Source organism: Streptomyces sp. NPDC093018 (assembly GCF_040684035.1).
GTDB lineage: Bacteria > Actinomycetota > Actinomycetes > Streptomycetales > Streptomycetaceae > Streptomyces > Streptomyces murinus.
The window spans coordinates 406,262-419,979 of the sequence record NZ_JBFBFF010000005.1 but is presented as its reverse complement, the minus strand read 5'-3'; the positions used below and the strand labels follow the sequence as shown (position 1 = coordinate 419,979).

Here is a 13,718-nt window from a genome sequence, read left to right as displayed (position 1 = left end):
AAAGCTCCTGGACTCACGCCCACAACAGGGGCATCACCGGGCATCGCCCTATGAAGGCGGATCTTTCGGGGGGCGCGCCGTACATATATCTATGCGCCGGTGGCTTGCGCCGTAGCGCGCATCACCCGTGCAGGTGAGTTGAGACCTCTTCGAAACATCGGACCATTGGCAGGCTCATGCGCGCCGTCACGCTATGTCTTGCCAAGAAAGCGCCCAACTGCCTTAGATTCGCAGGCAGTTAACACAGCATCACCATGCAGAAACGTGACTGTCAACGAGTGCATATGCGTCCGCACTACCCCACCGCATGAGCCCTACTATCGGCTCGCCATGACAGCAGCAGGGAAGCACCAGGTGAGCCGCGCGGAAACCTCACGTCGAGGCAGTCGGCCGGGCCGGGCGGGCATCAGGGACGTGGCCGCCGCCGCCGGCGTCTCCATCACGACCGTCTCCGACGCCCTCAACGGCAAGGGCCGGCTCCCGGACGCCACCCGTCGCCATGTCCGCGAGGTCGCCGACCGGCTGGGGTACCGCCCCTCGGCCGCCGCCCGCACCCTCCGTACCGGCAAGTCGGGTCTGATCGGCCTGACCGTGACCACGTACGGGGATGAACCTTTCACCTTCACGGAGTTCGCGTACTTCGCCGAGATGGCGCGGGCCGCCACCTCGGCGGCGCTGGCCCGGGGCTACGCCCTGGTCATCCTGCCCGCGACCTCCCGCCACGACGTGTGGTCCAACGTCGCCCTCGACGGCACCGTCGTCATCGACCCCTCCGACCAGGACCCGGTGGTCAGCGAACTCGTCCGCCAGGGCCTGCCCGTCGTCTCCGACGGCCGCCCGGCGGGCGCGCTCCCGGTCACCGCCTGGGTGGACAACGACCACGAGGCCGCCGTCCTCGGCATCCTCGACCATCTCGCCGCCGCCGGAGCCCGCCGTATCGGGCTGCTCACCGGCACCTCGACCGACACGTACACCCATCTGTCGACCACGGCCTATCTGCACTGGTGCGAGCGGGTCGGCCAGGACCCGGTCTACGAGTCCTATCCGGCGCACGACCCGTGCGCGGGCGCCGTCGCCGCCGACCGGCTGCTCGCCCGGCCCGACCGGCCCGACGCGGTCTACGGGCTGTTCGACCCCAACGGCACCGATCTCCTCGCCGCCGCCCGCCGCTACGGGCTGCGCGTCCCGGACGATCTGCTGCTGGTGTGCTGCAGCGAGTCCACCGTGTACGCCAGCACCGAGCCGCCCGTCACCACGCTCTCGCTCAAGCCGCGGCGCATCGGCACGGCCGTCGTCCAGCTGCTCATCGACGCGATCGAGGGCGTGGAGTCGGAGCAACCGGTCGAGCAGGTCATACCGACCGAACTGATCGTGCGCACGTCCTCCCAGCGGCGGCCCCCGCGCACGACGGTCAGCCCGCCGCGGTCCCCCGACGACACGTAGGACGGGCCTGCGGGGCGGTGGTGCGGAAGCCGTTCGGGGACGGCGCGGACGGTGTTCGGCGGCGGCCCCGGATGCCGTCGGACCGCGCCGCCGCGCCGACCGTACCGGGCCGGCGGTCCTCCGACCGCCGGCGAACACCTGCCCAAACGGGGCGAAAGCCGCGGCGAAGCGGAGTCTTGTTCCGATTCACCACCCCTGGGTCATCACATGGCGCGACGCGCATTCCTATGATGGGCCCACGACACCGCGGACCGCTGCGACCAGGCAGTCCGAAGCGGTGCAGATGCGGCGCGATGGTGGAGGGGTCTGATGACTCAGGGGGCCGGTCAGGGACCCGAGGTGGAGCGGACGGCGACGCTGCGCGACTTCCGGGTGCCCGCGTACGTCCACGAGTCCGGTCCGTACGTCCCCCACACCCAGCAGGGCGAGAGCGCGCCACCCGCCGAGGAGTCGTACCCCGAGGCGTACACGCCCACCCAGCGCGATCTGCCGGTCATCAACCGCGGCGACACGCTCCAGATGCCCGTCGACCCGGCGCCCGCCGCCCCGGCCGCGCAGCCCGCGGCGGGACCCGGCCCGCTCTTCGTCGTCGGCGATGTGCACGGCTATCTCGACGAACTGATGGCCGCCCTGCGCGAGCAGGGGCTGATCGACGACGCGGGCCAGTGGTGCGCCGGCACCACCCGGCTGTGGTTCCTCGGCGACTTCACCGACCGCGGACCGGACGGCATCGGCGTCATCGACCTGGTGATGCGGCTGTCCGCCGAGGCGGCCGCGGCCGGCGGCTACTGCAAGGCCCTCATGGGCAACCACGAGCTGCTGCTGCTCGGCGCCAAGCGGTTCGGCGACACGCCCGTCAACTCCGGTGCGGGCACCGCCACGTTCCAGGCGGCCTGGCTGCTCAACGGCGGTCAGAAGACCGACATGGACCGCCTCCAGGACCACCATCTCCAGTGGATGGCCCGCCTCGACGCGCTCGAAGAGGTCGACGGCTATCTGCTGGTGCATTCCGACACCACCGCCTATCTCGACTACGGCGACTCCATCGAGGCCGTCAACGACACCGTCCGCGAGCGCCTCACCCGCAATGACGCGGACGAGTGCTGGGACCTGTTCCGCAAGCTCACCAAGCGCTTCTCCTTCCGCGACGAGGGCGGCGCCGACGCCGTGCGCTCCCTGCTGGACACCTACGGCGGCACCCGGATCGTGCACGGCCACAGCCCCATCCCCTATCTGCTGGGCGAAGTGGGCTCCGAGGACGGCGAGGAGAGCAACGATCCGGTGGTCGAGGGTCCGCATGTCTATGCCGAGGGGCTCGCCATCGCCATGGACGGCGGAGTGACCATGGCCGGAAAGCTGCTGGTGAGGCAACTTCCGCTGGAGCACTGACCGTTCCCCGGGCGGCCCCCGCCGTACCGGAGTACGCGCAGGCCGGGACGCAATTTCCGGCAATCCCCTGTCACCACGCGCCGTCACGGCTCTACCATCGGCTTATCCGTAGCAGGCTCCCCTCCGTTTCTGCCCGACGGCTCGCCGCTGCGCGAGCCCCAAGCCCTACGGAGCATCGGGGGATGCACATGAACAGCCTTCCGCAGCACCTGCGGAGCGAGGACCGCCGGGAGTTCGAGCGGCTCCTCGACGAGGTTCTGCGCTCCGCGCCACACCGACCGGAACTGGCCGCCGTGGGACAGCGGCTCAACCCCGCGCAACTGCGCACCATGGCCATCGCCGCGTCCGCGCTCATCTCGGCGGCCGCGGCCGCCGAGTACCAGCGCTATGTGCGGATCCGCGACGAACTGCGCCACCCGGAACAGGCTCCGGGAGCGGCCGACGCCGCCCCCGCCGAGCCGGATCCGGCCGCGACGGATCTCGCCGCCGCGCACGGCGCGGGCGCGGTCGCGGTCGTCGCCGTCCTGGCGCCGCTGCTGTCCGCGACCGCGGCGGTGATATTCCTGCTCATCGGCTACATCCTGAGAACCCTGGACCCCGGACAGTCCTTCGCCGGCACCATGCTCACCGCCGGCTGGGTGTTCGGGGCCCTGACCGTGGCCGCGCTTCTCGTCGCCGCCGCCGGACTCCTCCTGACCGCCCTGCGCAACGGGTCCTCCCCCGAATCCCGGGCCCGCGACGCCGCCACCGAGGAGGTCGCCAGAGCCAGAACCGCCTGGGAGACCGCCCTCCTGGAACGCGGCATCCTCCCCTTCCTCCAGGAGGCCCTCGCCGACCACCCCGACCACACCGGCTCGGAACACGCCGACCCGGAACACCAGCCGGACTGACCCCACCGGGCGGGGGCCTTCGGCCCGACAAGGCGCCGCTCCGAAGCCGGTGACCCGGCCGGAGCGGCGCTCGGCGTCCGCGTCAGTCCGCGATCGGCAGGTACACCCGGTTCCCGGCCTCGGCGAACTCCTTGGACTTCTGGGCCATGCCCTCCTCGACCTCGGTCCGGTTGCCGCCGTGTTCGCGGCGGATGTCCTGCGAGATCTTCATGCTGCAGAACTTCGGGCCGCACATGGAGCAGAAGTGCGCCGTCTTGGCGGGCTCGGCCGGAAGGGTCTCGTCATGGAAGTCGCGGGCCGTGTCCGGGTCGAGGGCCAGATTGAACTGGTCCTCCCAGCGGAACTCGAAGCGCGCGTCCGAGAGGGCGTCGTCCCAGTCCTGCGCGCCCGGGTGCCCCTTGGCGAGGTCGGCCGCATGGGCGGCGATCTTGTAGGTGATGACACCGGTCTTGACATCGTCCCGGTTGGGCAGGCCCAGGTGTTCCTTCGGCGTGACGTAGCAGAGCATCGCCGTGCCCCACCAGGCGATCATCGCGGCGCCGATACCGGAGGTGATGTGGTCGTACGCCGGTGCGATGTCGGTGGTCAGCGGGCCGAGCGTATAGAACGGGGCCTCGTCGCAGATCTCCTGCTGGAGGTCGATGTTCTCCTTGATTTTGTGCATCGGGACATGCCCGGGGCCCTCGATCATCGTCTGTACGTTCAACCGCCGGGCGATCCGGCCGAGTTCCCCGAGCGTGCGCAGCTCCGCGAACTGGGCCTCGTCATTGGCGTCCGCGATGGACCCGGGCCGCAGTCCGTCGCCCAGCGAGTACGTGACGTCGTAGGCGGCGAGGATCTCGCACAGCTCCTCGAAGTTCTCGTACAGGAACGAGTCCTTGTGGTGCGCCAGGCACCACGCGGCCATGATGGAGCCGCCCCGCGAGACGATGCCGGTCTTGCGATTGGCCGTGAGCGGTACGAACGGCAGCCGTACGCCCGCGTGGACGGTCATGTAGTCCACGCCCTGCTCGGCCTGCTCGATGACGGTGTCCTTGTAGATCTCCCAGGTCAGCTCCTCCGCCCTGCCGTCGACCTTCTCCAGCGCCTGGTACAGCGGCACCGTGCCGATCGGGACGGGGGAGTTGCGCAGCACCCACTCGCGGGTGGTGTGGATGTTGCGGCCGGTGGAGAGGTCCATGACCGTGTCGGCGCCCCAGCGGGTCGCCCAGGTCATCTTCTCGACCTCCTCCTCGATGGACGACGTCACCGCGGAGTTGCCGATGTTGGCGTTCACCTTCACCAGGAACCGCTTGCCGATGATCATCGGCTCGATCTCCGGGTGGTTGACGTTGACCGGCAGCACCGCCCGGCCCGCCGCGATCTCCTCGCGGACCACCTCGGGGGAGACGTTCTCCCGGAGGGCCACGAACTCCATCTCGGGCGTGATCTCGCCCCGGCGCGCATACGCGAGCTGCGTCACCGCCTGCCCGCCCCGGCCCCGGCGCGGCTGGCGCGGACGGCCCGGGAAGACCGCGTCCAGGTTGCGCAGCCCGCCGCGCGGCGAGGTGTGCTTGATGCCGTCGTCCTCGGGACGGACGGGACGGCCCGCATACTCCTCGGTGTCACCGCGGGCGATGATCCAGTTCTCCCGCAGCGGCGCCAGCCCCCGGCGAACGTCCGTGTCGACGAGCTGATCGGTGTACGGGCCCGATGTGTCGTACAGCGTGACCGACTGCCCGTTGGTGAGGTGCACCTGACGGACCGGCACGCGCAGATCGGGGCGCGAGCCCTCGACGTACGCCTTGTGCCAGCCGATGGACTTCCCGGCCTCCGAGGACATGTCGTCCTGGACGGAGGCAGGCGTGCGTGCGTCCTTGTTGGTCATGAGACCTACTCCCTACGCCGGCATTACCCGGTAACAGGTTCGGCGGTCGACGCAGCGGCTTCCGTCGTCCGAGGTCTCCCGGGGAACATCGCATGTTCCACGTGAAACATCGCTTCTACGGAGGTCAGCGCCCTCTCAGCCCGGTGCTCCGAGCTCCCGCGTGTGCAAAGGTGTCTCCACGCTAGCGTCATCCGTGACGCGATGAACAGTGGGCCCTCCCCGGTTCTTGCGATGATCTGGCGATGACCCGGATGGACCAGCACCCGTACCAGCCGCCCGGCCCGCGCCGGCCCGACGGCTCGGCATCCCCGAGCCAGGCCCACCGTCACGACCACGGCCAAGCCCAGGCCCCGGCCCAGAGCCCTGCCCCGGCCCCGGATCACGGCCACGGGCGCGGGCACAGCGACGACACAAGCCACGGACACGGCTCGGGGCACGGGCATGGACACGGGCACAGCCACAGCCATGGCCCCGCCGCGCCCGTCTCCCGGCATCTGCGCAAGGTGATCGCGGCGATCCTCGTCCCGTTCGCCGCGGCGGTCGTGGTCGGTCTGGTGGTGCTCTGGCCCGGTGGCGCTCCCGCGCACAAGCACAGCGGTGTCGGCTTCGACCGGCAGACCCAACAGGCCACCGTGACCCGGGTGGCCGAGGTGAGCTGCGCCTCGGTGAACGCCGGCGGCGGGGCGCCGAGCGGTGATGCCTCCGGCGGAGCCTCGACGGGTCAGCAGTCCGGCGGCACCTGCAAGAAGGCGACCGTCCGGGTCGACACCGGCAAGGACAAGGGCCGTACGTTCACCGAGATCGTGCAGCCCGACCAGCCCCGGCAGCTGCACCAGGGCGAGCAGGTCATCGCCGCCTACGAGCCGACCGCTCCGAAGGACCTCCAGTACTCGGTCGCCGATGTGAACCGCAAGTTCCCGATGGCGCTGCTCGCGGGCATCTTCGCGCTCGCCGTCGTGGTGGTGGGCCGGCTGCGCGGGGTCATGGCCCTGGTGGCGCTGGCGGTGAGCTTCCTGGTGCTGAACCAGTTCATCCTGCCCGCGGTCCTCCAGGGCTCCAATCCCCTGCTGGTGGCGGTGATCGGGTCGAGCGCCATCATGCTGATCGCCCTGTACATGTGCCACGGCCTGTCGGCCCGTACGTCCGTCGCGGTGCTCGGCACGCTGATCTCGCTGTCCCTGATCGGTCTGCTCGGCTCCGTGTTCATCGGCTGGGCAGCCCTCACCGGCAACACCGACGACAGCACCGGTCTGATCCACGGGCTGTATCCGAAGATCGACATGAGCGGTCTGCTGCTGGCCGGCGTCATCATCGGCTCGCTCGGCGTCCTGGACGATGTGACGGTCACCCAGACCTCCGCCGTGTGGGAGCTGCACGAGGCCAACCCCACGATGGGCCCGCGCGGTCTGTACCGGGCGGCCATCCGGATCGGCCGCGACCACATCGCGTCCGTCGTCAACACCCTGGTGCTCGCCTACGCCGGTGCCGCGCTGCCGCTGCTGCTGCTGTTCTCCATCGCGCAGAGCAGCGTGGGGGCGGTGGCCAACAGCGAGCTGGTGGCCGAGGAGATCGTGCGCACCCTGGTGGGTTCCATCGGGCTGGTCGCCTCGGTGCCGGTCACCACCGCGCTCGCCGCCCTGGTGGTGGCGGCCGACCGGAGCGCCCCGGGCGCGGAGACTTCCACCGGCACCCAGCCCCTGCCGGCCCGTGGTGGCCGGGGGCGGCGCCGGAAGCGCTGACGCGGGGTGGGGCGGGCCGTCCGGCAGGGGACCGGACACCGCCCGCCGCCCTGCCCGCCACCGCGCGCGGCAGCCCGCGTGGAGACCTGCGTGGAAGCCTGCGTGGAAGCCCGTACGAGGCCCTGTGCGGGGCCTCCTGAAGAAGCGTTACTGCACGGTCCCATGGCACCGGGCGGAGCGTCCCTGCCCCGTCCCTCGGCGTCTCAGCCCGCGCTCTGCTCCTCGGCGAGAATCCGGTCCAGCGCCTCGTCCAGATGTGCGTCGAAGTCGGCGAGCGCTCCCTCCTGGCCGAGCGGCACCAGCTTGTCCGTGCGATCGAGGAAGGCCACGAGCGGCGCCGCCGACGAGCGGAACAGTGCCTGGTCGCCGCCGACCTGAAGTCTGATCAGCACCTCGCCCAGCACATCGGCCTCGACGGGGGAGATCCGCACATCCCCTTCCCCGCACGGCCGTCCGACGCCGTCGATCAGCAGTTCCCGACCGAATACCCAGGTCACCGGGGCATCGCCGGGCAGATGGAAGGTGAGCCGCACGGCGTAGGGATCGCCGGTCTCGTAGCGCAACTCCACCGGAATGCGGAAGGAGAGCTCCTCCGAGACGAGAAAGCTCATCATGACCTCTGCCTGTACGGACTCGCGCATCGCCTACCCCGTCATATGACATCGACTGGCCGGGTTTGATCCCTCTGACCGTGGTAAATCTTGCTGAAAGTACACAGTGGATCACAAGGAGTAAGTTTTCAGATACTGATAGAGAGGGTCAGAGAACCCAGATGCCGTCCGATCTCCGTCTGGAGCCGCTGCGCCGCGGGCAGCAGCCGGTCGGCCTGATGGGCCGGGAGGGAGATGGCCATGGTGGCCGCGGTGGCGCCGACCGTGATGGGGACCGCCGCGCAGACCGTGCCGAGCGCGTACTCCTGGCGCTCCGTCACCGGCTCCATGCGCCGCACCCGGGCCAGCCGCCTCAGCAGGGCGTCGCTGTCCCGCACGGTGTAGGGCGTGAGGGCCTGCACCGGGTAGCGGGCGAGGTACTCGCGCCGGGCGCCCTCGTCCAGCTGGGAGAGCAGGCACTGCCCGATGGCGTGCGCGTGCCCGGTCTCGCGGAAGTCGGCCCATTCCTCGGCCGCGGGGGACTCACGGGAGTCGGCGACGCAGAGAACCTCGATCTCGCCGTCCCGGTACATCGCGTAGTACATCGGGGCGCCGATGGAATCGCGCCAGTGCGCGAGCATGTCCGCCACCCTGCCGCGACGTTTCTCCCGCGCTCCGCTGCTGCTCAGCCGCTCGGCGGCGTCGCCGAGGAAGAAGAGCCCCTTGTCCCGGCGCAGATAGCCCTCGTGCACCAGGGTGCGCAGCAGGTGGTAGGCGGTGGGCAGGGCCAGGCCGGTCGCGCGGGCGAGCTGCTTGGCGGGGGCGCCGTACGGATGGGCCGCGACGGTCTCCAGCAGCCGCATGGCGCGCTGCACGGAGCCGATGAGCGTCGTGGGGGCCGGCTGCGGCGGGACGGCCATCCCGGACGGCCGCCGGGCCGGTGGGGTGCGGGTGCGTGGCTGGGCGGGGAGTGCGGGGGTTTTCGCCGGTGCGGTGTCGACCGTGGCCAAGGGTTACTCCGGAAGCGCGAGGGGGCAGCCCGTGCGTAGGTGGGGAGCACGGATGGGTTTCTGCGCCACCCACGGGGCCGCACCCCGTGGGGAGTTCCGGACTCTAACCGGCCGCCACCGCGTGCGGCCGGGCTCCCGGGGAAACTTCCCTCCCCCGAGGGAACCGGCACCCCCTTACCGGTCACCGGTTCCCGTGTGACTCACCAGTCGCCGTGCGAGGAGGAGTTGGACATGAACTTGCGCACGATGTAGATCAGCCCGCCGACCAGGGCGACGAAGATCAGCGCCTTGAACAGCAGCCCGATCACGAAACCGACGACGCTCGCTATCAGGCCGCCGAACACGACCAGGGCGATGACCGGCACCGCGACCCACTTCACCCACCACGGCAGTCCCGCGAAGATCCCTCGCATGGCCCTCGTCCTTCTCGTCTCGTGCGTACGTGTACGTCGCGTACGGTCCCGATGTCCTGCACCCGATGCTAGAGCCGAGGGAGGGTCCAGCGGGGGCCTCGCAGCCCTTGTCCTCCCCTGAGCCGTCCCCTAGGGAACCCGGAGACCGACCCTCACGCCTCGGGTGGAGAGAAGACGACCAGCACCCTCAGATCCTCGCTGATGTGGTGGAACTTGTGGGCGACACCGGCGGGCACGTACACCACGCTGCCCCGCGCCACCTCGGTCGTCTCCAGCCCGACGGTGATCGACGCCCGGCCGCTGACGACGAAGTACACCTCGTCCTGCCGGTGCGGCTGCTGCGGGTCGTGCGCGCCCGAGTCGAGGGCGTAGAGGCCGACCGACATGTTCCGCTCCCGCAGGAACTGAAGGTAGGCACCCTCGTTGGCGGCACGCTCCGCCTCCAGATCATCCAGCCGGAATGCCTTCATCCGCTTCGTCGCCCTCGCCTCACTGCTCGCTTCCGACCGGGTCTGCCACGATCGGACCCATGAAGAACTTCGTAGTCAAGACGATCGTGAACGCGGGCGCCCTTGCGGTGGCCGTCTGGCTTCTCGACAAGATCACCCTGACCGGTGCCGGCACGGCCAAGAAGGCCGGCACGCTGATCGTCGTAGCGCTGATCTTCGGCCTGGTGAACTCCCTGGTCAAGCCGATCCTGAAGGTGCTCACCTTCCCGCTGTTCATCCTGACCCTGGGTCTGATCACCCTGATCGTCAACGCGCTGATGCTGCTGCTGACGTCCTGGGTGTGCGGCAAGCTCCAGTTGAGCTTCCATGTGGAGGGGTTCTGGACGGCCGTGCTCGGCGGTCTGATCATCTCGGTCGTCTCCTGGGCCCTGCACATGATCCTGCCGGACGAGGACTGAACCCCCATGACCTACCGCGTCTGCTTCGTGTGCACCGGCAACATCTGCCGTTCCCCGATGGCCGAGTACGTCTTTCGCGCACGGGTGGCGGAGGCCGGGCTGGCGGACCGGGTGGAGATCGACAGCGCGGGCACCGGCGGCTGGCACGAGGGCGAGGCCGCCGACCCGCGCACCGTCACCGTCCTCCGCGACGGCGGCTACGACTGCGACCACATCGCACGCCGGTTCCAGCCGTCCTGGTTCGCCCGCCGCGACCTCGTGATCGCCCTCGACGCCGGTCATCTGCGGGACCTGCGCCGCCTGGCGCCCACCGAGGACGACGTGCACAAGGTCCGCCTGCTGCGCGCGTACGCCCGCCGCTCGCCCGGCGTCCTCGCGCCGGACGATCCCCTGGGCGGCGATCTCGACGTGCCGGACCCGTACTACGGCGGCCCGGACGGTTTCGCGGAATGCCTTGAGATGGTGGAGGAGGCGAGCACCGGACTGCTCGCCGCCGTACGGGAACACCTGGAAGGACGGGCCGCATGAGCGACGCAACCGTGGACGAGGGGCCCGTGGGCGACGGCACGCGTGCGGTCCGGGCCGGGCTGCCCGAGCCGGTCAAGCACGAGCCGACGCTGCCGGGCCCCGTCTTCGCCGCGCACTTCCATCTGCCGGGCGAGGTGACAGGGCCGTACTCCTACGGCCGTGACGACAACCCGACCTGGACGCTGCTGGAGAACGCCATCGGCGAGCTGGAGGCTCCCGGGCGGCCGGACGTCGAGACGCTGGTGTTCGCCTCCGGCATGGCCGCGATCTCCGCCGTGCTGTTCTCCCAGCTGCGCGCCGGGGACGCGGTGGTGCTGCCGTCCGACGGCTACCAGGCGCTGCCGCTGGTCCGCGCCCAGCTGGAGGCGTACGGCGTCGAGGTGCGCACCGCCCCCACCGGCGGGGACGCCCAGCTGGAGGCCCTGGAGGGCGCCCGGCTGCTGTGGATCGAGTCCCCGTCGAACCCGGGGCTCGATGTGTGCGACATCCGGCGTCTTGCGGTCGCGGCACACGCCCAGGGCACCCTGGTGGCCGTCGACAACACCCTCGCCACCCCGCTCGGCCAGCGCCCGCTGGCCCTGGGCGCCGATTTCGCCGTGGCCAGCGGCACCAAGCAGCTCACCGGGCACGGCGACGTCCTGCTCGGGTACGTGGCCGGCCGCGCCGCCGAGGCGATGGCGGCCGTACGCCGCTGGCGCAAGATCGTCGGGGCGATCCCGGGGCCGATGGAGGCATGGCTCGCGCATCGTTCCATCGCCACGATCCAGCTGCGCGTCGACCGGCAGAACGCCACCGCGCTCACCGTCGCCGAGGCCCTGCGGCAGCGGCCGGAGGTCACCGGTCTGCGCTATCCGGGGCTGCCGGACGACCCCGCGCACAAGATCGCTTCGCGGCAGATGCGCCGCTACGGCTGCGTCGTGTCGTTCACGCTGCCCACGCGTGTGCGTGCCGAACGCTTTCTCGCCGCCCTGCGGCTGGTGGAGGACGCCACGAGCTTCGGCGGGGTGCGCTCCACGGCCGAGCGCCGCGGCCGCTGGGGCGGGGACGCCGTCCCGGAGGGCTTCGTCCGGATGTCCGTCGGCGCCGAGGATCCCGAGGACCTGGTGGCGGACATCCTGCGCGCCCTGGACGAGTCGGCGCAGTGACCCCGGCGCTTCGAGCGGGCCGGATCGCGAAGGCGCCGTCCCGCCCCATCGCGTACGACGGTCCGAGCCTCCCCCCTCGTGGCTCGGACCGTCTCCGGTTCCGCTTGCGAAGAACCGTGCAACCAAGGCTAGTTGACTCTCTGTCAGTGTCCAATCACGCTAGCGACAGGGGCCTATCGACATATTTATAGTTGACGCCTGCCGGGGCCGGACAAGGGCGAGGGCAGGGGAGGGCATGCCATGGACCTGGCCTTGCTGCGCACCTTCGTCACCGTGCACCGAGCCGGCTCCTTCACCCGTGCCGCGGCCCTGCTCGGCCTCTCCCAGCCCGCCGTCACCTCGCAGATCCGCACCCTGGAACGCCAGCTGGGAAAGCCCCTCTTCCTGCGCCAGGCGCGCGGGGTCACCCCGACCACCATCGGCGACGAGCTCGCCCACAAGGCCGCGCCCCATCTCGACGCGCTGGTGGAGATAGCCGAGTGCCGCCCGGACGACGAGTCCTCGCCGACGACCCTGCACCTGGCCGGACCCCCGGAGTTCACCGCCGAACGCGCCCTGCCCGCCCTCGCGGAACTGACCGGGAAGAGCCGCCGGGGCTTCGCGCTGCGCGCCTCCTTCGGGCCCCCGGAGGAGGTCCTGGAGGGACTCGCGGCCGGTCACCACGATCTGGCGATCAGCACCGTCAGGCCACGCGGCGCCCTGTTCAGCGCGACGGCGCTCTGCGACGAGGTGCATGTGCTGATCGCCGCTCCCCGCTGGGCGGAGCACCTCGACCCGGACGCGCTACGGCTGAAGGGGGCGCCCGCCCTCCAGCACCTGCCCGTGATCGATGTCCATGAGTCGCTGCCCTTCGTCTCCCGCTACTGGGCCTCCGTCTTCGACGCCCGCCCCACCGCCCCCGGCACGATCGTCGCCCCGGATCTGCGGGCCGTCCTCGCCTGTGCGAGCGCGGGCGCGGGTCTGGCCGTACTGCCCCGCTATCTCTGCGCACCGGCCCTCGACCGGGGCGCGGTCGTGGCCCTGCACGACCCGGTGGTGCCGCCGCTGCGCACCTATTTCCTGGTGGTCCGCACGGGCACGCTCGCCCTGCCGACCGTGGCCCGCGCCCATGAGACGCTACTGCGGGCGGCCACGAGCTGGGGCTGACGGCCCGAGGCCACTCAGCGCGGTCAGCCGGTTCCGCTTTGCGATGTTTCACGTGGAACCAGCCGGGCCACATTTCTCCCATGACCGTCCGACCCGTGGTCAAGCGCACCGCCCGTGCCGTTCTGCTGGACGGCGACGACCTGATCCTGATCAAGCGCACCAAGCCCGGCGTCGATCCCTACTGGGTGACCCCCGGAGGCGGGGTCGATCCCGAGGACTCGACCGTCGTCGATGCCCTGCACCGGGAGGTGTACGAGGAACTGGGCGCCAAGATCAGCGATGTGGTGCCGTGTTTCGTGGACACCGTGGAACACATCGGTGAGGACGGCGGCGCGACCGGCGTGAAGGTGCAGCACTTCTTCGTCTGCCGACTGGCGTCCATGGACCCGTCCCTGCGCCATGGCCCGGAGGTGGAGGAGCCCGCCGGGGAGTACGAGATCGTCCGCGTCCCGTTCACCCGCGTCGGCATCGCGTCCGTCCATCTCGTCCCGCTGTCGCTGCGGCACTATCTGGACGGCAACATCGAGGGCGTACGCGCCATGCACGCCCCCGACCTGGGATAGCGGGCGTGTCCTGTCGGGTGGCCGACGAAGCGATGTTTCACGTGAAACGGGTGGACGCCGGGGGTCCCCTTCGGACAGCCTGACGTGC

The 13,718-nt window shown here is 70.6% G+C and carries 14 protein-coding genes and 1 riboswitch; of the genes, 9 read left to right on the top strand and 5 right to left on the bottom strand.

What is annotated here, in order from left to right; genetic code table 11:
- Positions 1–330 precede the first annotated feature (330 nt).
- The 3 genes from AB0N90_RS15210 to AB0N90_RS15200 all read left to right on the top strand — a co-directional run bounded on the left by AB0N90_RS15210 (position 331) and on the right by AB0N90_RS15200 (position 3,722).
- Positions 331–1,443 carry a LacI family DNA-binding transcriptional regulator gene (locus AB0N90_RS15210; RefSeq protein ID WP_078967094.1) on the top strand — a complete coding sequence of 371 codons (1,113 nt, stop codon included), beginning with the start codon at positions 331–333 and terminating at the stop codon, positions 1,441–1,443.
- A gap of 309 nt (positions 1,444–1,752) precedes the next feature.
- Positions 1,753–2,832 (top strand): metallophosphoesterase, encoded by a 1,080-nt coding sequence (locus AB0N90_RS15205; RefSeq protein ID WP_365196495.1) that lies wholly within the window; start codon positions 1,753–1,755, stop codon positions 2,830–2,832.
- Between the two features lie 182 nt (positions 2,833–3,014).
- A complete protein-coding gene (locus tag AB0N90_RS15200) occupies positions 3,015–3,722 on the top strand; it encodes a hypothetical protein (RefSeq protein ID WP_365196492.1) in 708 nt (235 codons plus the stop codon).
- Between the two features lie 82 nt (positions 3,723–3,804).
- Here AB0N90_RS15200 and thiC read toward each other — a convergent pair whose 3' ends face one another.
- Complete coding sequence (gene thiC / locus AB0N90_RS15195; protein WP_361671932.1) at positions 3,805–5,589, bottom strand: phosphomethylpyrimidine synthase ThiC; 1,785 nt, start codon at positions 5,587–5,589, stop codon at positions 3,805–3,807.
- Positions 5,582–5,759, bottom strand: a riboswitch (TPP riboswitch). Its footprint overlaps the gene before it by 8 nt.
- Before the next feature lie 72 nt (positions 5,760–5,831).
- Here thiC and AB0N90_RS15190 point away from each other — a divergent pair.
- Positions 5,832–7,328, top strand: a complete 1,497-nt coding sequence (locus tag AB0N90_RS15190; protein ID WP_365196488.1) for a YibE/F family protein — start codon at positions 5,832–5,834, stop codon at positions 7,326–7,328.
- 203 nt (positions 7,329–7,531) lie between these two features.
- On the opposite strand, the gene AB0N90_RS15185 is transcribed toward AB0N90_RS15190, so the two are convergent.
- The 4 genes from AB0N90_RS15185 to AB0N90_RS15170 form a co-directional block, all read right to left on the bottom strand.
- Positions 7,532–7,969 carry an SsgA family sporulation/cell division regulator gene (locus tag AB0N90_RS15185; RefSeq protein ID WP_037650496.1) on the bottom strand — a complete coding sequence of 146 codons (438 nt, stop codon included), beginning with the start codon at positions 7,967–7,969 and terminating at the stop codon, positions 7,532–7,534.
- 98 nt (positions 7,970–8,067) lie between these two features.
- Positions 8,068–8,928, bottom strand: coding sequence for an IclR family transcriptional regulator C-terminal domain-containing protein (locus tag AB0N90_RS15180; protein ID WP_365196485.1), 861 nt, complete (start codon positions 8,926–8,928; stop codon positions 8,068–8,070).
- Between the two features lie 200 nt (positions 8,929–9,128).
- Complete coding sequence (locus tag AB0N90_RS15175) at positions 9,129–9,341, bottom strand: DUF5326 family protein (RefSeq protein WP_037650493.1); 213 nt, start codon at positions 9,339–9,341, stop codon at positions 9,129–9,131.
- Between the two features lie 152 nt (positions 9,342–9,493).
- Positions 9,494–9,811, bottom strand: coding sequence for a cupin domain-containing protein (locus AB0N90_RS15170; RefSeq protein ID WP_365196482.1), 318 nt, complete (start codon positions 9,809–9,811; stop codon positions 9,494–9,496).
- Between the two features lie 59 nt (positions 9,812–9,870).
- On the opposite strand from AB0N90_RS15170, the gene AB0N90_RS15165 reads away from it, so the two are divergent.
- The 5 genes from AB0N90_RS15165 (at position 9,871) to AB0N90_RS15145 (ending at position 13,630) form a co-directional block, all read left to right on the top strand.
- Positions 9,871–10,248 (top strand): phage holin family protein, encoded by a 378-nt coding sequence (locus AB0N90_RS15165; RefSeq protein ID WP_145488755.1) that lies wholly within the window; start codon positions 9,871–9,873, stop codon positions 10,246–10,248.
- Positions 10,249–10,254: 6 nt separating this feature from the next.
- Positions 10,255–10,776, top strand: coding sequence for a low molecular weight protein-tyrosine-phosphatase (locus tag AB0N90_RS15160; RefSeq protein ID WP_365196479.1), 522 nt, complete (start codon positions 10,255–10,257; stop codon positions 10,774–10,776).
- On the top strand, positions 10,773–11,921 hold the full coding sequence (locus AB0N90_RS15155) for a cystathionine gamma-lyase (protein ID WP_365196477.1): 1,149 nt from the start codon (positions 10,773–10,775) through the stop codon (positions 11,919–11,921). The genes AB0N90_RS15160 and AB0N90_RS15155 overlap by 4 nt, the downstream gene beginning before the upstream one ends.
- 240 nt (positions 11,922–12,161) lie before the next feature.
- Positions 12,162–13,067, top strand: coding sequence for a LysR family transcriptional regulator (locus AB0N90_RS15150; protein WP_365196474.1), 906 nt, complete (start codon positions 12,162–12,164; stop codon positions 13,065–13,067).
- Between the two features lie 80 nt (positions 13,068–13,147).
- Entirely contained in the window at positions 13,148–13,630 is a 483-nt protein-coding gene (locus AB0N90_RS15145) for an NUDIX hydrolase (RefSeq protein WP_037650478.1), read from the top strand.
- The last annotated feature ends 88 nt before the right edge of the window (positions 13,631–13,718 follow it).